Annotated in this window: 14 protein-coding genes; 6 read left to right on the forward strand and 8 right to left on the reverse strand. The window is 66.1% G+C overall.

The annotated features are described in order from the left end of the window. Window positions 1-137 precede the first annotated feature (137 nt). Both AC56KZ_RS08015 and AC56KZ_RS08020 read right to left on the reverse strand, forming a co-directional pair. Window positions 138-1,652 (reverse strand): tryptophan halogenase family protein, encoded by a 1,515-nt coding sequence (locus tag AC56KZ_RS08015; protein ID WP_497161623.1) that lies wholly within the window; start codon window positions 1,650-1,652, stop codon window positions 138-140. A gap of 91 nt (window positions 1,653-1,743) precedes the next feature. Next, complete coding sequence (locus AC56KZ_RS08020) at window positions 1,744-4,605, reverse strand: TonB-dependent receptor (RefSeq protein ID WP_497161624.1); 2,862 nt, start codon at window positions 4,603-4,605, stop codon at window positions 1,744-1,746. A 354-nt stretch (window positions 4,606-4,959) separates the two neighbouring features. Between AC56KZ_RS08020 and AC56KZ_RS08025 the strand changes: the two genes are divergently transcribed. Further along, window positions 4,960-6,801, forward strand: coding sequence for a glycoside hydrolase family 13 protein (locus AC56KZ_RS08025; RefSeq protein WP_497161625.1), 1,842 nt, complete (start codon window positions 4,960-4,962; stop codon window positions 6,799-6,801). Next, on the forward strand, window positions 6,801-9,671 hold the full coding sequence (locus AC56KZ_RS08030) for an esterase (RefSeq protein ID WP_497161626.1): 2,871 nt from the start codon (window positions 6,801-6,803) through the stop codon (window positions 9,669-9,671). Before AC56KZ_RS08025 ends, AC56KZ_RS08030 begins: the two co-directional genes overlap by 1 nt. A gap of 19 nt (window positions 9,672-9,690) precedes the next feature. On the opposite strand, the gene AC56KZ_RS08035 is transcribed toward AC56KZ_RS08030, so the two are convergent. From AC56KZ_RS08035 to AC56KZ_RS08045, 3 genes are all read right to left on the reverse strand, one after another. Next, a complete protein-coding gene (locus AC56KZ_RS08035; RefSeq protein WP_497161627.1) occupies window positions 9,691-10,665 on the reverse strand; it encodes a diacylglycerol/lipid kinase family protein in 975 nt (324 codons plus the stop codon). A 100-nt stretch (window positions 10,666-10,765) separates the two neighbouring features. Then, entirely contained in the window at window positions 10,766-11,290 is a 525-nt protein-coding gene (locus AC56KZ_RS08040) for a GNAT family N-acetyltransferase (RefSeq protein WP_497161628.1), read from the reverse strand. A 61-nt stretch (window positions 11,291-11,351) separates the two neighbouring features. Then, a complete protein-coding gene (locus AC56KZ_RS08045) occupies window positions 11,352-12,626 on the reverse strand; it encodes an amidohydrolase family protein (protein ID WP_497161629.1) in 1,275 nt (424 codons plus the stop codon). Window positions 12,627-12,834: 208 nt separating this feature from the next. Between AC56KZ_RS08045 and AC56KZ_RS08050 the strand changes: the two genes are divergently transcribed. The 4 genes from AC56KZ_RS08050 to AC56KZ_RS08065 all read left to right on the forward strand — a co-directional run bounded on the left by AC56KZ_RS08050 (window position 12,835) and on the right by AC56KZ_RS08065 (window position 19,519). Continuing rightward, window positions 12,835-13,563, forward strand: coding sequence for a phasin family protein (locus AC56KZ_RS08050; protein WP_497161630.1), 729 nt, complete (start codon window positions 12,835-12,837; stop codon window positions 13,561-13,563). Window positions 13,564-13,680: 117 nt separating this feature from the next. Next, entirely contained in the window at window positions 13,681-15,447 is a 1,767-nt protein-coding gene (locus AC56KZ_RS08055; protein ID WP_497161631.1) for an ABC transporter ATP-binding protein, read from the forward strand. A 37-nt stretch (window positions 15,448-15,484) separates the two neighbouring features. Beyond that, entirely contained in the window at window positions 15,485-17,284 is a 1,800-nt protein-coding gene (locus AC56KZ_RS08060) for an ABC transporter ATP-binding protein (protein ID WP_497161632.1), read from the forward strand. 150 nt (window positions 17,285-17,434) lie between these two features. After that, window positions 17,435-19,519 carry a GGDEF domain-containing protein gene (locus AC56KZ_RS08065; protein WP_497161633.1) on the forward strand — a complete coding sequence of 695 codons (2,085 nt, stop codon included), beginning with the start codon at window positions 17,435-17,437 and terminating at the stop codon, window positions 19,517-19,519. 2 nt (window positions 19,520-19,521) lie between these two features. On the opposite strand, the gene AC56KZ_RS08070 is transcribed toward AC56KZ_RS08065, so the two are convergent. From AC56KZ_RS08070 to AC56KZ_RS08080, 3 genes are all read right to left on the reverse strand, one after another. Further along, window positions 19,522-19,875: a hypothetical protein gene (locus tag AC56KZ_RS08070; RefSeq protein ID WP_497161634.1), complete on the reverse strand. Its 354-nt coding sequence runs from the start codon at window positions 19,873-19,875 to the stop codon at window positions 19,522-19,524. A gap of 51 nt (window positions 19,876-19,926) precedes the next feature. Continuing rightward, window positions 19,927-20,823: a hypothetical protein gene (locus AC56KZ_RS08075; protein WP_497161635.1), complete on the reverse strand. Its 897-nt coding sequence runs from the start codon at window positions 20,821-20,823 to the stop codon at window positions 19,927-19,929. Between the two features lie 62 nt (window positions 20,824-20,885). Then, on the reverse strand, window positions 20,886-24,539 hold the full coding sequence (locus AC56KZ_RS08080; protein WP_497161636.1) for a tubulin-like doman-containing protein: 3,654 nt from the start codon (window positions 24,537-24,539) through the stop codon (window positions 20,886-20,888). Window positions 24,540-24,545 lie beyond the last annotated feature (6 nt).

Consider the following 24,545-nt stretch of genomic DNA (forward strand, 5'->3'; position numbering starts at 1 on the left):
ACTAAACCGCCAGTTTACTCCCTCGACGGGAACGGGCGGGCACAATTTGAAAAACGGAAGAGAAACAAGGGGATAGCAGGAAGGCAACAGCCTCATGCATAGTGCATGGGGCTGTTGCGCCCTACCGGACGGAAGGCTTACATCTTGCGCGCTGCGCAGTGGCGCGCGATGTACTCGTCATGCGAAGGCATCACGCTCACGCACTTGGCGATCACGCCGCGCACGCTGTCGAGGTACTCGGCAATGTCGGCCTCGGACTGCACGTCGACCAGCGGGTTGTAGCCTTCGATCGGCAGGTTCTGGCCTTCGAAGACCTGGGTCCAGCCGACTTCCGAGAACAGTTCGTTGTCGACCCGGACCACCTTCCCGCGCGCGCGGTACAAATCCATCTTCTGGCGCAGCGTGCTTGGCACGGCCATGTTCGCGCAGTCCAGCCAGTACGGCGAATCGGTGCGCTGGTTCAGGTGGTAGTGCAGCACGATGAAGTCGCGGATGCGCTCGTACTCGAAGCGCGACTGGCGGTTGAACTCGGTGCGCTCGGTCTGGTTGAAGCCGCGGTCCGGGAAGAAGTCGATCAGGCGCTGGATCGCCGACTGGATCAGGTGGATGCTGGTCGACTCGATCGGCTCGAGGAAGCCGCCGGCCAGGCCGATGGCGATCACGTTGCGGTTCCAGGCCTGCTTCCGCATCCCGGTCTGGAACTTGATCAGGCGCGGGTCGGCCAGCGCCTGGCCGTCCAGGTTCGACAGCAGTGTGCTTGCCGCTTCGTCGTCGCTGATGTAACGGCTGCAGTAGACGTGGCCATTGCCGGTGCGGTGCTGCAGCGGGATGCGCCACTGCCAGCCCGATTTATGGGCGGTGGCGCGGGTATACGGTGTCATGGTCGCGCTGGACTCGCAGGGCACGGCCAGGGCGCGGTCGGCCGGCAGCCAGCCGGTCCAGTCCTCGTAACCGGTTTCCAGGGCCTGTTCGATCAGCAGGCCGCGAAAGCCCGAGCAGTCGATGAACAGCTCGCCGGCGATGCGGGTGCCGTCTTCCAGTTCGACGGCGTCGATGAAACCATCGCCCTGGCGCTGGGTGGCGCGCAGAATCTTGCCTTCGATGCGGGTCACGCCGCGCGCTTCCGACAGCTTGCGCAGGTAGCGCGCATACAGGCTGGCGTCGAAGTGATAGGCGTAGGCGATGTCGCGCAGCGGCGAATTGGGCACGTCGTGGCGCGCCGGCATGAACTTGTTCGCTTTCGCCGCCATGCGCGTGATCGAATACTCTTCCAGCGGCGCGGCTTTTCCGAGGCGGCGCATCTTGCGCCAGTACTGCTCGAAGGGCACCGTCGCCAGGTCCTGGCCGAGACGCCCGAAGCCGTGCATGTAGCGCTCGCCGAGCTTGCCCCAGTTGACGAACTCGACGCCGAGCTTGAAGCTGCCCTGGGTCTCGCGCATGAATTCCTGCTCGTCGATGCCGACCACCTGGTTGAAGCGCTGGATCATCGGGATGGTCGCCTCGCCCACGCCGACGATGCCGATTTCGTCGGATTCGACGAGGCGGATGTTGTAGCGGCCGTTGAGAATGGTCGACAGCGCGACCGCCGTCATCCAGCCGGCGGTACCGCCGCCGACGATGACGATGTCCTTGATTGGTTCGTGTTCTTGCATGTCCCTGCCCTGTACGCGGAAATGCCTCCGCATCAAAAAAACAACCCCTGCGGCATGCGCCGTCAGGGGTTGTATTGTAGCTGCTACCGGATCAGAACTTGTAGCTGGCGCCGAAGTGGTAAGTACGGCCGTAGTCGCGACGGTTGGATGGATTGTTCTCATCCGTCGTGTACTCGAGGAAGGGCGCGTTGTTCCAGTTCTGGGCCTGGGCGAACACGCTCGTGCCCTTCAGCCAGCCGCTCTGGAACTCATACGAGGCCTGCAGGTCGACGATGGTCTCGCCCTTGATGAAGGTGAGCTGCGCGTTGTCCTGGAAGTCCGACACCTGGCCCAGGAAGCTCGAACGCTTGCGCGCCGCGGCAGCGATCTGGAAGCCGGCCTTTTCGTAGTACAGGCGCAGGTTCGTCACCTTGCGCGACAGGCCCGGCAGCGGAATGCTGACCGAGTCGCCGTTCACGTTGGCGAAACCGATTTCCGGCAGTTCGATACCGCTCTTCGTATCCGAATGGTTGACCATCACGCCGAAACCATCGAGGTAGGTCGAGAACATCGAAAACGGCAGGTTGGCCGCCAGCTCGAAGCCATGGATGTTGCCGCCGTCGCCGTTGGTCGGCTGGTTGAACAGGCCCTGGGTCGAACCGGCGAACGGACCGGTCAGCGGCAGCGGCGTCGTCGGCGTGATGAACGGCGCGTAGTCGAAGGCGCGCGGCGCACGCAGGATGTAGGTGTCGAGCTTCTTGTAGAAGACGGCGGCGCTGACATAGCCCTTGTTGCCGAAGTACTTCTCGTAGGACAGGTCGAGTGCCTTGGCGCGGAACGGCTTCAGTTGCGGGTTACCGCCGCTGCCGGTCAGGATCGGGACACCCTGGGTGGCGACGCCGAAGTTCTGGCCGGCGCGCAGGTCGTCCAGGTTGGCGCGCGAGACGACCTTGGCGGCGCCGAAGCGCAGCATCTGGTCGCTGCCCAGGTCGAAGGACAGGTTCAGGCTAGGCAGGACATCCCAGTACTTGTCGCCCTCTTCCACACGCTGCGCAGGGCAGGTTTGCGCGGTATTGCCGACGCAACGGGCCTTGTCGACGACAAAGCCGCCGCCGGTCTGGTCGGTGTGCACGGCCTGCAGGCCGACGTTGCCGCGGTAAGGGAAGCCGAACAGGTTACCGTCCAGGTCACCCATGACGTAGGCGGTGGAGATGCGTTCCTTCACATCCCAGAACTTGTTGTAGATGTCGGCATCGACCTTGTTGGCCAGGTCGTAGATGCTGCCGAGCGAGCCGCGCGGATCCCACGATGCGACGTTGATGCCCGAAGCGCCGGCCTGGGCGACATCGCCGCCTGGCATCGTCACTGCGGCAAACGGACCACCGCCCCTGATCACCAGGCGGCCTTCAGGACCGGTACGCTCCTTGTCGCGCGCGGTGTGGTTGAAGCCATAGGTGGTGGCGACGACCGGGCCCCAGTTGACGGCCGACTTGGCAGTCAGGCGGATTGCCTTGACTTCGTCTTCGACATACGGCTGCGCCAGGTAACCGGCCTGTGGCGACGCCTCGCCGCCGGACCAGCCCATGACGTCCGTCAGGCGCGCAACGCCGCGGTCGGCGTAGTTGCTGCCCGGGGTGTAGCGCACCTGGGTGACGTTACTGCCATCGAAGCCGGTGTAGCTCAGGGTGTCCTGGGCGCGGCCGGCGAGGCCGGCATAGGTTTCGTAGCGCGAGCTGAGCTTGGTCGCCTTGGACCAGGTCAGGTCGGCGGCGGTGGTCCACTCGCCGAACTTCAGCTCGTTGTTCCAGCCGATGGTCTTCAGGTCGTCTTCGGAGCCTTCGTAGTGGTTACGAACGACGCCCTTCCAGTTGGTCAGGGTGCCGCTGGTGGCGACGCCGTTGGTCACGGTGGCGTTGCTCAGCACGTGCGGCAGCTCGTAGGCGCCGCCGCCGTTGTAGGCGACGCCGCCTTCAAAGCCGGTCTTCTTCTGGCCGGTTTCGCCAGCCGAATAGAACAGGTCGACGGTCGACTTGAAGTTCTTGTTCGGACGGAACTGCAGCGAGGCGAAGGCGCCGTCGCGGTTGTGCGAATCGATGACGGTGTCGGCGCCGAAGCCGCCCGGGGTCTTCACGTCCGCGCCGCGGTACGGCATGGTCGCGGTGCCCCAGGAATTGAAGGTCGACTGGCCGCCGCCGACTTCTTCATAGCGGGTAAAGCCCATGGCCACGCCGATGGTGCGGTTGGCGAACTGGTCGATGTAGGACAGCGTGTAGCGGTCGCCGTCGCCTTCAGGCAGGCCGTCGCGCTGCTTGACGCCGAGGCGGCTCTTCTTGTAGCTGACGGCGACGGTGCGCTTGCCGAAGTCCAGCGGCTGCACGGTGCGCAGGTCGATGGTCGAGGCCAGGCCTTGGCCGATGACGCTGGCGTCAGGGGTCTTGTAGATGACGACGGAACCCATCAGTTCGGCCGGGAACAGGTCGAATTCAGGCGAACGGGCATTGCCGGTCGAGGCCATTTCGCGGCCATTGAGCAGGGTGCCGTTGAAGCTTGGCGCCAGGCCGCGCACCGAGATCTCGGCGGCTTTGCCCGAGCTGCGGCCGCGCTGCATGGACACGCCCGGCAGGCGCGAGATCGACTCGGCGACGCTCTGGTCCGGCAGCTTGCCGATGTCTTCGGCCGAAATGGCTTCAACGATCGAATTCGAATTTTTCTTGATCGAGATGGCCGCTTCGATACCGCTGCGGATACCCGTCACGCGGACGGTGGCGACAGGAGTGGCGGTGGTGCTGACTGGCACTTCCTCGCCCACGGCGACGGCCGAATTCGGGGTGTTATTCGTCGTGTCGCCTGCTTGCTGCGCGTAGGCGCTGCCGGCAAAGGCGGTCAGGAAGATGGCGCAGCCGGCTGCGACTGGGCTCAGCTGGAAAGCACGGCTGCCCGTGTTCGCGGCACGCTTGTTTGAAAAGAATTTCATATGTCCCCTCAGGTAAAACAACATGGTGTCCCGAAAACAGCTGCAGAGCCACGGCACGGGATGGTTATTAACGGCTTTTTAGTCGTTCAAACAAGAATTTTGTACTAAAACTAGATGCACTGTCAACGAGCGCATGTTGCAACTACGCCAAATCTTTTACAGGATCGCCCTCTATATAGACAGGACCTGTTCTTCGTTGTATTTGAGCTACAGAAACCTGACTGCATGCGTGTAGTCGGACTACAATTCATTTGCTTTTCACCAATTAAGTGCGGCAAAGCACCTCGACGGTGCGCTTCGCAGTCAGGATCGCGACGCAACGGCGCCTCTTTCTCTTTCCTTGCGAGTTCTCCCATGAAACCATCGCTGCTCACGCTTCTCGTCGCCGTCCTGTCCCTCAACACCGCCGCCGCCGCCGCCATCGAGCACCTCGAGCCGCCCTTCTGGTGGACCGGCATGGAGCACAAGGGCTTGCAGCTGATGGTGCACGGCGCCGGGATCGGGCAACTCTCGCCGCGCATCGACTACCCGGGCGTACGCCTGGTCTCGAACACGCGCCTGGCCAATCCGAACTACCTGTTCATCGATCTCGAGATCGGTGCCGATGCGCGGCCGGGCAAGTTCGACATCGTGTTTACCGGTGGCGGCCGGACCGAGCGCCATCCATACGAGCTGCGCGCGCGTGCGGCCGGCTCCGCCAATCGCCAGGGATTCACAAGCGCCGACGCGATCTACCAGGTCATGCCGGACCGCTTCGCCAACGGCGACCCGTCGAACGATAATGTCAAGGGCATGGCCGACAAGCTCGACCGCAAGGCGGACGGCGGCCGCCATGGGGGCGACATCGAGGGCATCGTTCGACGGCTCGACTACATTGCCGGCCTCGGTTTCACCCAGCTGTGGCCCACGCCCCTGGTCGAAAACGACATGCCGTCCTATTCCTACCACGGCTATGCCGCGACGGATCACTACAAGATCGACCCGCGCTACGGCAGCAACGAAGACTTCGTACGCCTGTCGAAAGAAGCGAAGCGGCGCGGCATCGGCCTGATCCAGGACGTGGTGCTGTCGCACATCGGCAGCCAGCACTGGTGGATGAAGGACATGCCGGCGCCCGACTGGATCAACTTCGGCGGCAAGTTCGTACCGACCCGGCACCATCGCGTGGCCGTGCAGGACCGGTACGCCGCCAAGGCCGATGGCCGCAATTTCACCGCCGGATGGTTCGTCGAGACCATGCCCGACCTGAACCAGACCAATCCGCTGGTGGCGAATTACCTCATCCAGAACAACATCTGGTGGATCGAGTACGCCGGCTTGTCCGGCCTGCGCATCGACACCTACAGCTATTCGGACGGCGCCTTTTTAGCGCAGTACACGAAACGCCTGATGGACGAATACCCGCGCCTGAACATGGTCGGCGAGGAGTGGAGCACGCTGCCGCCGGTGGTGGCGCGCTGGCAGCGCGGCAAGCTCAACTTCGACGGCTATGCCTCGGCGCTCCCGAGCCTGATGGACTTCCCGCTGGTCGACAGCATGCGCAGCGCACTCTCCGCTCCCGACAAGGGCTTCACCAATGTCTACGAAATGCTCTCGCTCGACTACCTGTACCCGGAGCCGAACAACCTGGTCCTCTTTGGCGGCAACCACGACATGGCGCGCATGTTCAGCGTGGCCGGCGAGGATGTCGACCGCTACCGCATGAACCTGGTGTTCCTGATGACGATGCCGCGCATTCCGCAGTTTTACACGGGCGACGAAATCCTGATGACCAGTCCGACCGTGGGACGCGACGATGGCAGCTACCGCCGCGACTTTCCCGGCGGCTGGGCCGGCGACAAGATCGACGCGTTTACCGGCCGCGGCCTGACGCAGCAACAGCGCGCGGCCCAGGACCTGGTGCGCAAACTGGCCACCTGGCGCCGCGGCCAGCCTGTCATCCATACAGGCAAGCTGATGCACTTCGGCCCGGAGGACAATACCTGGGTCTATTTCCGCTATAACGACAGCAAGCGCGTCATGGTCGCGATAAATAACAACGCCAACGAGATGGCGCTGCCTACCGCCCGCTTTCAGGAGATGTTGAAAGGGACCGCGTCCGGCGTCGATCTCCTGACCGGGAAAACGGTCGACCTGAGCCGCGAACTGCGCCTGGCGCCGCGAGCGACCGTCGTCATCGAACTGCCGGGGGCGTGATGAACCCGTCGCGCTGGCTGCTGCCCGCCCTTGTCGTTTCCAGCGCCGCCCATGCGGCCGTCCCCGATGCGCTGTTCATCCGCGGCGGCTTCAACGGCTGGGGCAGCGACAACGCCCTGCAACAGGTGAGCAAGGGCATCTACCAGGCCGACATCCTGATCGGCCCGGGCAACCACGGCTTCAAACTGGGCAGCCGCGACTGGAAACACGAATGGACGCCCGGCGCGGGCGCCGCCGTCAAGCCTGGCCAGCCGCTGCCGCTTCGGACCAGCGCCGGCCCGGAAGCGACGCTGTTCGTGCGCAGCACCGGCACTTACCGTTTCACCCTGGACGCCGGCCAGGCTTCAGCTCCCGTGCTGCGCGTGGTGCGCCTGGCGGACCTCAAGGCCGGCCCGGTTCAGGATCCGCACGCCGGCCGCGCGCAGGTGGCCACGCTCAGCTACGCCACCCACGACGGCCAGCGCGAAAGCGCGCGCTTCTCCTTGCGCGACCCTCAATCCCAGCTGCGCAGCTACACCCATTCGACGACCCAGGCGCTGCGCGACCCGCTGCCGCAACACACCACCTACGCCGAGACCGTGGAGCTGCCCCGTATCCGCAGCGGCAACCTGGCTTTCGACGCCCTGTTCGCATTGGCGGGCAGCGAACTGCGCCAGAATGCAGTGAGCCATATCCGCGACGGTAACTACCGGGGCGGCGCGGCGATTGCCTGCGCCTGTTTCGAGACCGGCGAAAAATGGCATTACGTCTGGACGCGCGATCTTTCGTATGCGGCCGACCTGGGCCTGGCCATGCTCGACCCGGCGCGCGTGCGCAACTCGCTCGATTTCAAACTGTCCGGCTACCGCAAGGAGGTTCCGGGCACGAAAGACGGCCTGCAAATCGTGCAGGACACCGGCAGCGGCGGCAGCTGGCCGGTCAGCACCGACCGCGTGGCCTGGGCCCTGGCAGCCGAGGAAACCCTGCGCCACCTGCCAGAGAAGGAACGGGCCGCGTTCGCGGCGCGCGCCCTGCAGGCGCTCTCCAACACGCTCGAAAACGACCGCATCGCCGCTTTCGACCCGGCCGATGGCCTGTACGGCGGCGAACAATCCTTCCTCGACTGGCGCGAACAGAGCTATGCAGCCTGGATTACCGACGACCTGGCCTCGATGGCGAGCGCAAAAGCGCTGTCGACCAATGTCGTCCATTACCAGGCGCTGAACTTCACGGCGCGCCTGGCGCGCGATGCCGGCGACCTGGCGCGCTCGATGCGCTACGTCGCCTGGGCGCGCGCGCTGAAAAAAGCGATCAATGCGCGCCTGTGGCTGAAAGACGCCGGCATGTACAGCAGCCTCACCGCCGGCCACCTTGCTGGCGCGCCGATGCACCGCTTCGACTGGCTGGGCCAATCCCTGGCGATCGTCAGCGGCGTCGCCGACGAGGCGCAAGCGCGCAGCATTCTCGCCAGCTATCCGCACGGCCCGATGGGCGCACCGGTCGTCTGGCCCCAGCAGCCGGGCGTTCCGGTGTACCACAACCGCGCGATCTGGCCCTTCGTGACGGCCTACGGCTTGAAAGCTGCCGCCATGAGCGGCAACGTGGCCGTGGCCGATGCCGCCTACGACACCCTGATGCGCGGCGCCGCGTTGAATTTGTCGAACATGGAAAACCTGGAATGGCTGTCCGGCCAGCCGCTCCTGCTCGACGAGAAGAACCCGTCCCTGATCGGCCCCGTCATCAATTCGCGGCGCCAGTTATGGTCGGTCGGCGCCTACCTCGGGATGGTGATCGAGAACGTGTTCGGGGTCACGGCCACGGACGAGGGCATCGCCCTGCGGCCGTTTGTGACGACAAAACTGCGGCGCGAGGTCTTCGGCGGCAGCAGCCAGGCGACGCTGCACAACCTGCGCCTGCGCGGCCAGCATGGTCCACGGATCGATGTGCGCCTGCTGCTTCCCGCCGCCAGCGCAGCGCAGGGCTGGCACCAGGCGGGACGCGTGCTGCTCAATGGCGCACCCATGGCGTCGACGATTCCATGGGCGCGCCTGAAAGACGGCGACACCATCGAGATCGAACTGGGCGCCCCCGTGCCCGGCGCCGGCGCGCTGCGCCGCGTGAACGCCGATCCGTATGGCGAGTCGCCCGCGGTCTTCGGGCCGCGCGAACCCGTCATTCGGCAGATCGGCCGCGATGCTGGCGGGCGGGTGCGCCTGCAGGTCGGCGCCAACGGCAACGGCGCTGATAGCGCAAACAAAGCGGTTTATCACATTTACCGGAACGGCCAGCCGGTGGCCCGCAACCTGGCCGACGGCGCCTGGACCGAGCGCGAGGCGGCGCCGAACGCCTGCTACACCGTCGAGGCGCAATTCACCGCCTCCGGCAACCGCAGCCACCACAGCGCGCCGCACTGCGTCGGTCCGGCGCAAGAGATCGCGGCGAGCGATCCCCGCGTCTCGTCGAATCTGAAAACCGCAGGGGAGGCGCCGCACCTGGCCGGCTGGGGCGCGCCGTCGGATCGCTTCGAGGTGCGCGAGCTGCGCATCGCCGCGGCGGGCGACTACCGGGTCCAGCTGCGCTACCGGAACACGGCCAACGCGATCAATCTGGGGGTGAGCGGCGGCGTGAAATGGCTGACGCTGTTCGATGCGTCCGGCCGCACGGTGGCGCAGGGCGTGGTGCAGCTGCCGCACACGAAGCCGGGACATGCCCCTGCCCTGTCGACGCCCCTGGCGGCGCGCCTGGCGGCGGGCTCCTACCGCATCCGCATGAGCGACTTCTACAACATGAGCTATCTGGAGGCGAACGCAGAGTTCAGCGGCGCGGGCGGCAGCGGCGGGCCGTCGAACCGTTTCGATGTGTTCGGGCTTCGCGTGTTGCGGGTGAATTAAGCAAGTCCACCCACGAACCTCAGGCAGCCGAGGCGGGGCGCGCGTCCACTGCCGCTTCTGGCGGCTTGAGCAGCGCCAGGCGCCCTTCCAGCACGCGAAACTCGAGCGGCATGCGCATGCGCGTGACCTCGCCGTCGGTGGCGACCTTGATCGTCTTGCGCGGCGACAGGCGTGCATGGCGCACGACCAGGCGCTTGAATGAGAACGTCAGCACATTGTCGGCGTCGCCCAGGCGTCCCAGGGCGCCGCGCAGCAACAAGCCGATCATGCCGAAGGTGCCGACCACGCGCGGCGCGATGGCGGCCAGCTCGCCCTCCTCCAGCGCCAGCTTCAGCGGCTCGATGCCCATCTGTTCCATCTGCAGCCCGTTATTCCCGACGAACAGCGTGGGCGTGCGGATCTGGCGCGCGATGCCTTCGGTCTCGAGCGTGATGCGCAGCGGACGATGGTGGCCGAGCGCGGTCTTGAGCGCCGACAGGATGGCTACGACGCGGCTGCGGCCGAACTGGCGCTTGTCGTGCTCGCGCGCTTCCAGCAATTGCGGGTAGAGGCCGACGCTGGCGTTGACCAGGAAAATGCGGTCGTTGATGACCCCGACCTGGACCGCCGTGACCTGCGAACTGACGAGCGCACGCACGGCATCGCCCAGGTCTTCGGGAATGCCGTGGGCACGGCCGAAATAATTGAACGTGCCCTGCGGCAGCACGCCGAACAGGCAACCCTGCAGCACCGCCTGGTGCGCCACCGTATTGATGGTGCCGTCGCCGCCGGCGGCCACCAGCACGCCGCCGGTTTCCCTGGCCCGCTGGGCCATGCGGCGCGCGATGTCGCACAGTTCCTTCGGGTCGTCGACGATCTCGAGGTGGCAGCTACGGTTGGATTCCTGCAGCACGTCGCGGATGGTCGAGCAGCGCAATTCGGTTTCGGAATGACCCGAGCTGGCGTTCAGGACGACATAGAAGGCCGCGGTGGGGCCTGGTTCGATAGTGGGCATCGTGGTGGGGCTGCTTTCTGGGATGATCGAACTGACATCATCCTACCACCGGGGAAGCCGCGCTGTAGCACGGCAGGCAGGGGGCGAATGGGCCTCTACCTTACTCGTCCGTCGTCGGCCAGTGATCCGGGTCTTGCAGCAACTGGTACATGACATAGGCGTCGACATAGCCGAGGCGCTTGTGGCGGAAGGCCTTGGGCAGGGTGCCGACAATCGAAAAGCCGAGCTTCTTCCAGAGCATGAGGGCGGCGGCATTCGTGCTGACAATGTAGTTAAACTGCATGGCGAGATAGCCCTGGCGCCGGGCCTCTTCGATGCAGTGCTGGCCCAGCAGGCGGCCCACGCCGACGCCCTGGGCGGCCGGGCTGACCATGAACGAGGCGTTGGCGACGTGGCGGCCGCGCCCGATCTGGTTCGGCATCACGCGGTACATGCCCAGCACGCGTTCGCCCAATGCGGCAACGTGGCAGGTGACGCCCGGCGCGAACCAGTAAGCCTGGGCCGCTTCGCGCGTCGCTTCCGGCTCGAACGGATAGGTTTCGCCCGACGCGACGTGGGCGCTGAAGATGGTCCACATGGCCTCGAAGTCAAGGCTGGCGGCGGTGCGGATCTGAATGTCTTTCACGGGCTGGGCGATTTTATCAAAACTACATGGGCTGGCGATTCTAGCACTGGGCTTCTCAGGCTCAACGCCCGATTCGAAAATCGACGGTGTCCGGCCGCCCGGGCAAGTGCAGCGAGGAGACCGCGCGCGGCGCTTCGGCGATGACGGCGCCGCGCCGCACCACGGCGTGCCGGGCCGCGCGCAGGCGGATCGCCTCGACCGGGCTCGACGCGCCCAGCAACACGAAATCGGCGCGGCAGCCGGGCGCGATGCCGTAGCCGTCCAGCCCGAGGATCCGCGCCGGCGTCTCGGTAATGGCCAGGAAGCACTGGCGCATCGCCTCCTGCCCCGTCATCTGGGCCACGTGCAGGCCCATGTGCGCCACTTCGAGCATGTCGCCCGAACCGAGCCCGTACCACGGGTCCATCACGCAATCATGGCCGAAGGCGACGTCGATGCCGGCCGCCATCAGCTCGGGCACGCGGGTCATGCCGCGCCGCTTCGGGTAGGTGTCGGCGCGGCCCTGCAGGGTAATATTTATCAGGGGATTCGCAATCGCCGCCACGCCCGACTCGCGCATCAGCGGAATCAGTTTGCTGACGTAGTAATTGTCCATCGAATGCATCGAGGTCAGGTGCGAGCCGGCCACCCTGCCCTGCAGCCCGGTGCGCCAGGTCTCGTAGGCCAGCGTCTCGATGTGGCGCGACATCGGATCGTCGGTCTCGTCGCAATGCATGTCGACGCGCAGTCCTTTTTCAGCGGCGAATTCGCACAACAGGCGCACCGACTCGGCGCCCTGCGCCATCGTGCGCTCGAAGTGGGGAATGCCGCCAACCACATCCACGCCCATGCCGATGGCACGCTTGAGGTTGTCGAAGGCGCCCGGACTGCGCAGCAAGCCATCCTGGGGAAAAGCGACCAGTTGCAAGTCGATATATGGCGCCACCCGGCGCCGCACCTCGAGCAAGGCCTCGACCGCGAGCAGGCGGTCGTCGCAAATATCGACGTGGGTCCGGATCGCCAGCAGGCCGCGGCCAACTGCCCAGTCGCAATAATGCAACGCCCGTTCGATCAGCGCTTCCTGGGCCAGCTGCGGTTTCAGCTCGCCCCACAAAGCGATGCCTTCAAGCAAGGTGCCCGACTCGTTTACGCGTGGCAAGCCATAGCTGAGTGTCGCATCCATATGAAAATGGGCGTCGACAAACGGCGGCGTGACCAGGTCGCCGCCGGCGTCGATTTCGCGGGCGCCCCGCGCCGCCAGCCCCGTCTCGACAGCAAGGATGCGCTCGCCTTCAACGCCGATATCGATGTTGCTGCGGCCATCGGCCAGCGTGGCATTGCGAATCACCAGATCCATGAAAGCTCCTGTTCAGAACGTTTAATTGTAGCGAATTCACATCAGAATGCAGGAGAAAAAACCGCATATTTATGGTGTCCATTTGTAACGATGCTGCGACGCAATATTGCAGCGATGACACAGTAGCAAATTTCGCTTTTCAAGGTTCAGCTTCACAGCTACACTTAAAATTGTTGCAGTGCGCCATAACCGAACAAAAGGACCATCGATGAATTCGCTTCCAGAACAGTTCTCCGCAGCACGCCAAGCCCAGCTCGACAATGGCTTCAACCTGATGCGCAGCTTCAGCGATCAGGCGCTCGACCGTACCAGCCGCGTTTTCGCGCTCCAGCTCAATGCCTCGCGCACCGCCGTCGAGCAGTCGTCGAACGCGATGCGCCAGTTGCTGGCCGCGCGCGACCCGCGCGACCTGCTCGAACTCGGCACCCAGTCGCAGCAGCAGCTGCGCACGATGTTCGACTTCAGCCGCGAGCTGTTGTCGATCGCCACCGCCGGCATGAGCCTGCCGATGCTGGGGAACCCGGCCGCCGGCACGCCAGTCCAGGCGGCAACCGAGCAAGCCGCGCCAGAAACCTTCGAGCGCATCGTTGCCGCTACCCAGGACAAGGCCGAGACCGAGACCGAGGTGCAGGCTGCCCCGCCTGCCGAGTTCGCCCTGCCGCTCGAGGCCGAGGCCGAAGCCGAGCCCGAAGCCAGCATCGTCACCTCGAACATCGAGCCCGACAGCGCGCTGACCGCAATCGCCAAAGCCACCAGCGAAGCGCTCGACCTGCCGGTCGCGCCGCCGCACCCGGTGGCCGCCAGCATGCCGGTTGAAGTCGCCGTCGAAATCGAGCTGCCGAAGGTCGAACCGGTGGACGCCACGCCACCGCCGGCCGCCGTCACCGGCCGTCCCGCCGAGACCCGCGGCACCAAGGGCCGCCGCAAGCAAAACTGATCGGGCACGCTTGATCGATCCGTGAGGCGCGCTGCGCCGGGTTGTCAAAGAAAGTAGACTAGCGGGCTTCGGCCCGCTAGTTTTTTTTCGGGCCTTAACGCATGGAATAAATAACAAATGACTCTAGCGAGCTTGGTGGGCGGCTTCGTGCTGCGCCACTGGAAGGCGTACGCATCGTCGGCCGTGATGCTGGTGGGCGTCGCCATCTGCAGCGTCTGGGTGCCGCGCAAGGTCGGCGCCATGATCGACGGCCTGGCCGCGCACCGCCTGTCGTCGCAGGACCTGACCATCGGCATCCTGCAACTGCTGGCGCTCGGCGTGGCCATCTATGTACTGCGCGTGAGCTGGCGCATCCGCCTGTACGGCGCCGCCTACCGCCTCGGGGTCGAGCTGCGCACGCGCCTGTACGCGCGCCTGTCGAACCAGGGGCCGGCCTTTTACCGGAAACAGCGCACCGGCGACCTGATGGCGCTGGGGACGAACGATATCGACGCCATCGAAATGGCGGCCGGCGAAGCGATGCTGGCCGGTTTCGACGGCACCCTGACCCTGGTCATGGTGCTCGGCGTGATGCTGCTCGGCGTCGACTGGCGCCTGGCCAGCATCGCATTGCTCCCCTTCCCGCTGATGGGCCTCGCCTTCTGGTACATCTCGCGCCATATCCACGGCGCCGAAACCGATTCACTTACCCGCTTTTCCAAACTCAACGACCACGTCCAGGAATCGCTGTCGGGCGTACGCACGGTGCGCGCCCTGGGCCTGGAAAAGCGCAGCGCCGAGCAGTTCTCAATCCTCGCCGGCCAGGCCGCGGACGCCAGCTTCACCGCCCACAAATGGGAAGCGGCCTACGAGCCGGCGGTCGGGTTGACCCTGACTGCCGCCAGCACGCTCACGCTCGGCCTGGGCGGTTACCTGGTCTGGAACAATTCGCTGACCATCGGCGCGCTGACCAGTTTCAGCATGTACCTGGGCCAGCTGATCTGGCCGATGTTCGCCGCCGGCTGGGTGCTGTCGCTGATCGAACGCGGCCGCGCCGGCCTGGCCCGGCTGCAGCCGATGCTGGACGCGCCGCTGTCGACCGAGGACAACGGGCAGCTCGACAAGATCGGGGACGGCCCGCTGGTGCTGCGCGACCTGCGCTTCAGCTACGCAGGTGGCGAGGATGGGGTGAGCGGCAATGCGGCGCTGGACGGCGTTTCGGTGACGCTGCGCCCGGGCATGACGCTGGGCCTGGTCGGCCCGACCGGCGCCGGCAAGTCCACGCTGCTGCGCGTGCTGCTGCGCCAGGCCACGCCCCAGCAAGGCAGCGTCAGCTGGGGCGGCCAGCCGCTCACCAGCTACACCTTGTCCACCCTGCGCGCCGCCACCAGCTGGGTGCCGCAGGAGTCCTTCCTGTTTTCGGCCACCATCGCCGAGAACATCGCGCTGGCCCGTCCCGGCGCCAGCCGTGCCGAAATCGAGCACGCGGCCAACATGGCGGCAATCCACGACGACATCCTGCGCTTCCCGCAGGGCTACGACACGCCGGTCGGCGAAAAAGGCATCACGCTCTCGGGCGGCCAGCGCCAGCGGGTGGCGATCGCGCGTTCGCTGCTGGCCGAGAGCGCGCTGCTGCTGCTCGACGACGCCCTGTCCGCGGTCGACACCGGCACCGAGACCCGCATTCTCGAACACCTGGCCGAGCTGCGCGCCGCCCGCCCGGGACTCACCGCGATCATCGCCAGCCACCGCCTGTCGAGCGTCGTCAACGCCGACCTGATCGTGGTGCTGAAGGCGGGCCGCATCGTCGAATCGGGCGACCACGACACCCTGCTCGCACTGGATGGCTGGTATGCCAGCCAGTGGCGCTACCAACAACTGGAGGCCAGTCTGGATGCAAGCTGATACCGCTGAAGACACGCTGGAAAAGCCGGAGAAGCCAATGAGCGCACCGCCGGCGCCCGAAAAAGCCGGCCGCGCCCAGGCCACCCAGGCCGCCGCCCTGCTGCGCCGCGCCGCCTGGCCCGACCGCCGCGCGTTGCTGCTGGCGACCCTGTGGCTGATCCTCGCGGCCGCCCTGGAAGTCATGGGTCCGATCCTGGGCAAGGCGCTGATCGACGACCACCTGGTCCCGCGCAACGCCGACTGGACCCGCATGGCGCTGCTGCTGGGCGGCGCCCTGCTGTCGGGCTGGGCCGCGTCCTGGCTACGCTACCTGCAGCTGGTGCGCCTGTCCGGCATGGCGATGCGCTCGGTGCGGCGCCTGCGCGAATGGGTGTATGGCCACGTGATGCGCTTGCCGATGGCGTTTTTCGATCGCGCCATCACCGGCCAGCTGGTCAGCCGCGTCACCAACGACACCGAGGCGGTGAAAACCCTGTACATCCAGGTGCTGTTCGTCCTGCTCGATTCGACCATCGTTCTGATCGGCACCACGATCGCGATGGCCTGGCTCGACTGGCGCCTGATGCTGATCGTGCTGGCGCTGCTGCCGGCGGTGCTGGGCATCGTCTGGCTCTACCAGCGCCTGTCGGCGCCGGCCGTGACGCGTGCGCGCGCCCTGCGCAGCGAGATCAACGGCCAGATGGCCGAATCGATCGGCGGCATGACCGTGCTCCAGGCCAGCAACGCCGCCGCACGCTTCGGCGAGCGCTTCGCCGCCACCAACGAGGCGCACTACACGGCGCGCCAGGCAGAACTGAAGGCCAACGCCTTTTTGCTGCGTCCCGCGCTCGACCTGCTCAACGTGATCCTGCTCGCCGTCGTGATCTTCAGCTTCGGCCGGCGCGAGATCGGCGCGGTCGAAGTCGGCGTGCTGTACGCCTTCATCAGCTACATCGCGCGCGTGGTCGAGCCACTGATCCAGATCACGATGCAGTTCAGCGGCCTGCAACAGGCGGTGGTGGCGACCGCCCGCGTCGCCACCCTGCTCGATGAAGCCGGCGCCGACGAGCACCTGGCCGGGCGCGCCGCCGGCACCCGGATGGACCCGCGATCAGTCAATCCCGAGGCCCCTGCCGTGCGCGTGCGCGACCTGTCGTTTGCCTATGTGCCGGGCCAGGACGTCCTGCACGACATTGCCCTCGACATCCCGCAAGGCGCTTTTTTCGGCATCGTCGGCCATACCGGCAGCGGCAAGTCGACGCTGCTGTCGCTGCTGCTGCGCTACTACCCGGTCGAGCGTGGGCGCATCGAGGTCTGCGGCGAGCCGATCGCCGGTATCGACAACGAACGCTTCCGCGAAGAAGTCGGCCTGGTGCCGCAAGACCCCTTCATCCTCGCCGCCTCGGCCCGCGACAACATCGACATGGGCCGCGGCCTGGGCGCCGCCCAGATCGAAGCGGCGGCGCGCGCGGCCCACGCCCACGACTTCATCGCGGCGCTCGAGGAAGGCTACGACACCTCACTGGGCGAAGGCGGCTCGCGCCTGTCCTCGGGCCAGAAGCAGCTGATCGCGATCGCGCGCGCGCTGGCGGGCGAGCCGCGCATCCTGCTGCTCGACGAAGCCACCTCGCGCATCGACAGCGCCACAGAGCAGATCGTGCAGGAAGCGCTCGACGAGCTGCGCGGCACGGTGACGATCATCGCCATCGCCCACCGCCTGTCGACGATCCGCGACGCCGACCGCATCATCGTGCTGAACCACGGACGCATCACCGAAGCGGGCGCGCACGAGGAGCTGATGCGGATCGAGGGCGGGCTGTATCAGAGGTTGTACTTGTTGCAGCAGTTGGCGGTTTGAAGTCTTTGTGGCAATTCCGCTAACACATCAAGACCGTCGCATTTTTGCGAATCCCTAAAAAAAAGCGATATTTCTCGTCTGCAACACATCTATAATGACAGATGGCGCGCGTGACTGCGTGGCGCCGGCCACCCTGAAGAGAGAGCTTCCATGTCGGCACAACGCACAAACGGACTGCAAGGCCGTCGCCCCGCGACGCTGCTGGCGGGGCTGTTGCTGGCCGCGCTGTTGCCTGCCTCGTCCGGCGCCTGGGGCCAGGCGGCGACGCCGCTTGCCGGGCGCCTTGCCGAGATCCGCGAGATCAACCGCTTCGTCCCCGAAAAAGCCCTGCCCATGCTGCAGGCAATCGAGGCACAGGCGCGTGCCGGGTCGGTGGACGACAAGGCCGAGCTGCTGGCCCAGCTGTGTATGGCCCATAGCTATCTCGGCAAATACGACCAGGCGCTGGCCGCTTGCGACGAGCTGGTCAAGCTCGGCCGTGTCGAGAAAAACAATGTTGCTCTTGCCAAGGGTTTGCTGCGCAAGGGGTATATCAAATACGACCAGAATGAGTTGGCGCTGTCCCACGAGCTGATCTGGGAGGCCGAGCGCTTAGCCAACACCACGAAAGACACCGACCTGCGCATGCGTGCCGCCGTTTCGGCCGCCGAGGCCCATGCCGAGGACGGCAACTTGCCGCGTGCCCTGGAAGGAATGCAGGCCGCCGTAAGCTACACACGCCAGTACGGCAGCAAGCTCCAGCTGGTGGTGGCGCTCAATTCGTTGGCCAAGCTGTACATTACGATGCGCGAATACCGTCAGGGCTTCGACGCGCTTGACGAAGCCATGCCGCTGGCCGCGAAAACCGTGTCGCCCGGCCGCCTGGCGCTGTTGAAGGCCACTGAATACCGACTGGCAGTTGCCACTGGCCAGATGGCGCGCGCCCTCAGGGCGCAACTCGACGAACTGGCGCTGCAGCGCCAGCTTGGCGCTCAGTCGGCGCTGCCCTTTTCGCTGGTAAACCTGTCGGATTGCTACCTGAAGATGCACGATCACCGCAACGCCCTGGCCTATGGTCTGCAGGCGCTGGCGGCAGCGCGTGCCATCAACAACGAGAACCTGGTCGCGACCGCTCGCGTCAACATTGGCCAAGCCTACCTGGCCAGCGGCCGCGTGCCCGAGGGCAAGCGCAGTTTCGAGCAAGGCCTTGCGATCTACGAAAAATTGAACGACAAGCCGCAGCTGCAGGGCGTGCTGGCCGAATATGGCGATGCGCTCGAACGGGCCGGCGACCATGCGGGCGCAGTCCAGGCATATCACCGCGAACGCGGCCTGTCGAACGAGCTGTTCGAGAAGCGCCGCCAGAAGGCGATGCTGGAACTGCAGGAGAAATACGACGCCGACCGCAAGGGGCGCCAGATCGAATTGCTGCAGCGCGAGAACCAGGTGAAATCGGTCGAGATCGACAACCGGCGCCTGCAGCAGCGCGTCTGGTGGCTGCTGGTGGTGGTGTTCGCGCTGGCCTCGATCGTGGTGGGCCTGCTGTACCGCAAGGTCAGGCAAGCCAATGCCCAGCTGTACCGGAAAAACCTGGAGCTGAAGCAGCAAAGTGTGCGCGATCCGCTCACCAGCCTGTACAACCGGCGCCACTTCCAGGAATTCATGCGCAATTACGTTCCGGCCGACCAGCGCGGCGCGGGCACGTCGGGCGAGGAAATGGTCAGCGCGCTGTTCCTGCTCGACGTCGACCACTTCAAGCACATCAACGACACCTGGGGCCATGGCGCCGGCGACGAGGTGCTGGTGCGCTTGTCGGACAGCCTGCGCGAGATCCTGCGCGAGACCGACATGATCGTGCGCTGGGGCGGCGAGGAATTCCTCGCCTTTTTGCCGTCGATCCCGCGCAGCACGCTCGACGACGTCGCGCGCCGCCTGCTCAACGGCATCGCCGGCACGCATATCGAATTCCAGGGCACGCACATCAAGGTCAATGTGTCGATCGGCTTCGCGCCCTTCCCGCTGGCGCCGGGCGGACAGCCGCTGTCGTGGGAGCGCGCGGTCAACCTGGTCGACATGGCGCTGTACATGGCCAAGGGCCACGGCCGCAACCGCGCCTACGGCGTCTACGGATTCAACAATTTCGGGCGCACCTCGATGGAAGAGATCGAGCAGAACCTGGAGGGCGCGTGGCGCGCAGGGTTTGTCGAGATGTCGATCGTGGCGGGCGGGTATCCGGAGCTGCGCACGAGCGCTTGAGCTTAGCGCGCCGCTTCCTGCATCTTTTCGCCGGCCCGCTCGATTTTTTCGCCGACCTTGCCGGTCGCTTTTTCCAGCCCGCGTCCGGCGTCCTCGGTGGCGTCCTCGATCTTGTCGCGCGCCGCTTCGGTGCGTTCGGCCAGTTGACGGCGTGCTTCTTCGGCTTTGGCGCGCGCCTGCTCGGCGGCCTCGTCGGCTTTTTCGAGCGGGGCGCGCAATCCCTTCGCGACCCTGTCACCGGCCTCGTCCACCGCCTTGCCGGCTTTTTGCGCCGGTCCCAATTCTTGTTCGTCGCGTGTACAGCCGCTGGCCGCGGCCAGCACCAGCAGTGCAGCGAATAGGCTTGTCGCTTTCATGTCTTGCTCCTGTCATCTTGTTTCCGCAAGCATACACCTTGCGCCAACACCTCAGCGCATCATCCCTCCTTCGACCTCATCGGCACGTGGATGTTCCGGCGCGCTGGCGTCGATCTCTGCCTTGAGCGCGCGCGTCTGATCGTCCTCGCCCCAGCGCCGGGTAAAGGTGCGCAGGCGCTGGCGCGCACGGTCGGCCGCGCCCGAAGCCAGCGCCGACTCGGCGCCGCTCTTCGCTTCGCGCCAGGCCTTGTCGCGCTGGCGCTTGCGGGTGCACATGCCGGCGGCGTCGTTCAGGGCCGTTTGCACCTGCTGCAGCTGCTCCGGCGTGGCCCGGGTCTCGCGCAGGGCGATCAGTTCGGTCTGGGCTTCGCGCGCCTTGCATTCCCGGGCCAGGACGATGGCCTTCTCCATCTGCGCTTCGATCCGGCGCGTCGACGGTTTTGCGAGCAGCCAGATGCCCCAGAGCGCGGCCAGCGCCAGGATCCACCAGCGCAGGCGTACCGGGTCGCGCTTCGGAGGCGCGGCAGGCGCCGGGCCGGCCCCGCCGCCAGCTTGCGGCCGCGCGCCGGGCGCGCTCGACAAGGGCGGCACCGATGGCAGCGGCGGCAGCGGCGGCAGCGGCGGCAAGGGGGTCGGGCGTGCGGCAGGCGGGGCAGCCTGGACCGGCGCCTCGGGGACCGGCCTCTCGGGCACGACAGGGACCGGCGCCTCGGGCACGGCAGGCGTCGCCGCCGCGGCGCCGGCCGCGCTGGCCGCGCTGGCCGCACCAGCGGCGCCAGTCCCGGCGGCTACCGCGGCTTCGGCCGCCCGCACCACCAGGCCCGGGCCATCCTGGACCGGGGGCGCCGGCACGGGTGCCACAGGCGCGGCGGCATGCTCCGGCGTGCGCGCAGCCGCATCCGCCTGCGCGGTGCCGCAGTAAGGACAGAAGTTTACGCTGCGCGGCATGGTGCGCGCGCAGGCGGGTTCGATACAGCGGAAAATCGAATCGTGTTGCACAGCGCTCCCTGTTATTGCGGATCCGGGATGCCGTCATCCGGATCGGGAATGGCGGGAACATGCCAGACCCCGATGCCCGGGATGTCGGCCACGGTCTGCCATTTGCCGGACCTCGGATCCTGCGCCATGCCCCATGATTTGGTGGCCAAGTCGATCTCGCCGCGCGCCAGCTGCTGCGCCACTTCCTCGACCGTGAACGGGCCGCGCTGCGCCCCGTTCACGAACAGTTTATAGCGCGTGCCCTGGGGCGTGTTCGGCTGCACCGGCGCCGGGTCCGGAATGGCGGCGGAACCGGCGCCCGCCCCCTGTCCACGTTCGATCACCTGCGCCGCACGCGCGTCGCTGGCCAGGAAGTCCGGGCGCAGGATGCGCTTGTCCAGCGGCCGTTCGACTTCCCAGCTGTAGGCGTCGAGGGCTGAATCGGGCACCGCTTCGGTCCATTCGCCGATGCTTGCCAGCGCGGCGTCGACCGACGCATTCGACAGGCGCGGGTCGAGCGCGATTGCGCGCCGCAGCCAGGCATCGTACAGGCGGCGCGCCGTGATGTTGGGCAGCGAAGGCGACGGCAGCTGGGCGCCGGTTTCGTCGGTCTCCAGGCGCGGCTCGTAGACGCGCAACTGGTAGTGGCGCATCAGGCTTGCGAGCAGCAGGAACTGGTGCGGTCCGAGCGCGGCCAGGCGGTTGCGCACCCCGGCCAGCACCTGCTCGCGGTAGTACGGCGGCAGGCCGTTCGAGCGGATCGCGTACTCGTTACCGATTTGCAGCCACTCGCCGGAGCCCGGCTCGACCTCGAACACGTACTGGCCGCGCGGCTGGAAGGCCGCTTCGCGGTCGCCCGCATCGACCTTGCGCCGGATGACGCCCAGTGCGATCGCCTGCAGGAACCACTCGTAGTCGTCAGCCAGGCGATTGAGTTCGTCCATCGATGGCGAGATCGGGTGGCGAAAGCGCGTCGCATCGAAATGCAGGTGGGTCGGGATCTTCGGGTTCTCGATCTGGTACGAGGCGCGCCAGGTCGGCAGGCCGCGCAGCACCGTCATCGGGTAGCCCGACAGTTCGATGTAGCAGACCGCGCGCCCGGTCACGCCGGTGTTGACGATCGAGACCAGGTCGCCGTGGAAGAAACCGGTCGGAATCGACGCGCGGATCTCCCCTTCCATCTTTCTCCAGGCGGCGGTGTCGCCGACGCCGATGAAGCACTTGAATTGATCGGCATTCGGCGTAAACTCGGCCGAGAAGCGCGCATTCACCCAGGGCATGGCGCTGCGGATCCACTCGGCGAAGACGCGCTGGCGTTCTTGCGGCGTCATCGCGTTCAGGCGGTCGAGCAGCGGGTCGGTGGGCTCGCCGCCTTCGAGTTCGTCGCTCGACAGTTGGGTCTGGGCGCGGCGGAACAGTTTCAATAACAGGTCGGCGCGGGTGCGCTCGTCGCCGAGCTGCGGGAACAAGCGTCCCGAGCCGCCGAATTCGAGCAGCACTTCCTCGCTCCAGGCGCTGACGTCGCCGCTCAAGCGTACCGGCGCCGGCGTCACGTCGCCGGCCAGCTTGATGTAGGTGGCGTGTTCCTGGCGCGCGTCGGCGCGCAGCTGGCTGATGCGCCCGTCGACGGCGCGCAGGATTTCCTGCACGTGGCGCCGCCCTTCCTGGAATTCGCCGGCGATGCCGCTCCACTGGGCGTTGCCGGATTCGTCGGTCGCTTGCGGCTCGCCCAGCCAGGACGACATGCCGCGCATGACTTCGATCGACTGGCCGGCGGCCACCGCCAGCAAGTGGAAGCGCAGGTAGTCGGCGATGTCGCGTTTCAGGTGCGCCATCACTTCGCGCGCCTGGGCGTCCTTGCCGAACAGGCGGCCTGCGGCCTGCGACAGGTTGTTCAGGGATTCCTCGACCTGGCGCGTGCGCAGCGCGTCGCGGATGTCGCGGTAGCGCCGGCCATTGCGCTCGGCGTTGCCGAGGTCGCGCTGCAGCAGGCGCGCTTTCACCTGCTCCAGCAGGGACAGCACGAATTCCAGCCCGCCCTGCTTGCGGTCGTCCAGCAAGGCGTACAGGCGCTCGCGCACGCGCCCCTTCAGGCGTCCGCTCAGCTCGATCGTGTGGCGCTTGATGCGGTCTTCACTGGTCTCGGCGGTAGCGCCGGCCTCGCGGATCGCATCGCGCTCGAGCTGGGGCAGCAGTTCGGCCACGCGCTCGCGCCACTGGCCGATGTCGAAAGCGGCCATGATCCGGTCCATCTCGAGCTGCACCTTGCTCTCGACGCGCTCGAGCAGCGAGCGCCCTTCCTTGTCGCGCAGCAGGAGGCCCGTCAGCGCGTATTCCTGGAACGGATTGACGTCCACGGTGCCCTTGCGGAAGTCCGGGAATTCGTCGAAAGGCAGCTCGCGCATGTCCATCTGCTCGCGCATGAAGGCGTCGCGTTCCTGGTCGCCGGCGCGGCGCGCCAGGGCGCCATCGCGCCCCACCAGGCCGAAGAATTCCTTGACCATCAGCGCCGACAGTTCGTAGGCGCGGATATCCTCGCGCAGGCTTTGCTGGGTGTCGAGCACGGCCTGGCCGAAGGCCGAATAGGTCTTGGAATAGGACAGGCGCATGTCGCCGAAGCGCCCTTCCGGCACGCGCGGATTGAAGGGCCCCAGCTTGTGCTGCTGCTGGTTGACCGCGACCGAGCGCTTGCGGTTGGCGAAATCGGCCGACGCGAAATCCTCGAACAGGGAGTCGGCCACCATCTGGTAGACATCCTTGACGTCCTGGGTGGCCTTGTTGGCCAGGTTCGCGGTGTCGACGAAATACACGTCGTCGAACGGCGCGCCGCGCCCGGTGATGCTGTCCGGGTCCATCCATTTGACTTGCGCGTTCATGTCGCGCATCGCCGTTTCCAGTTCCATCATGGTGGCGTAGGCGTTGGCCTCGGTGCGCTCCTTGTTGGCCTTGGCAAAACCGGACGGCATGAACATCACCAGGTCGACCTGGCTGTCGGCCACTTCCTGGCGCGCGATGGCTTTCGCCATCCAGCCCAGGTCGATGGCGCTGCCGGCGCCGGTGCCGCCCGCGTTCGAGGCGATGATCACGATACGGAATTTCGAGGTGTCGACCTGCAGGCCCAGGCGCTGGTAATTGTCCTTGCGCTCGATGCCGGCGTTACTGCCCAAAAAGTTCAGCGCGCCCTTGATGCGGCCGCGCAGCTTCGGGTACTTATCGAACAAATACAGGCGCGCCACGGCGCGGATCTGCCCTGCCCCTTTCGATGGGTCGATGCCGAGCGAGCGCAGTTTTTTCGGGCGCAGCGGCATCCATTTTTCGATTAATGGAAACCGCGCCAGGCTGTCGTCGGACTCGTGGTATTGCGGCAGGTCGAGCGGCTCCACGAGCCGTTCTTCATCCGTCAGCTTCACCAGTTCGTACCAGGGATCGGTGCGCTGCGACTTGCCCTCGTCGATGATCGAATTGCTGTCGAGGTCGAAGTGCAGGAAGCGCGCGACCGGGAAGTCGCCGATCGATTCGACGCGGGTCGGGTTGTGACGGTTCCACACCGCCGACAGGATGCGGCGGCGGATGCGCATCATCACTTCCATGCCGGTGCCGCCGGCGCCGATGAACAGCGTCGGGCGCAGGTCCACTTTCAGTTCGGACTTGCGGTTGATGTTTGCGGGGGTCGGTAAATCAGCCATGTCTTT

The sequence above is a fragment of the Telluria sp. LT2P34 genome (assembly GCF_059685915.1).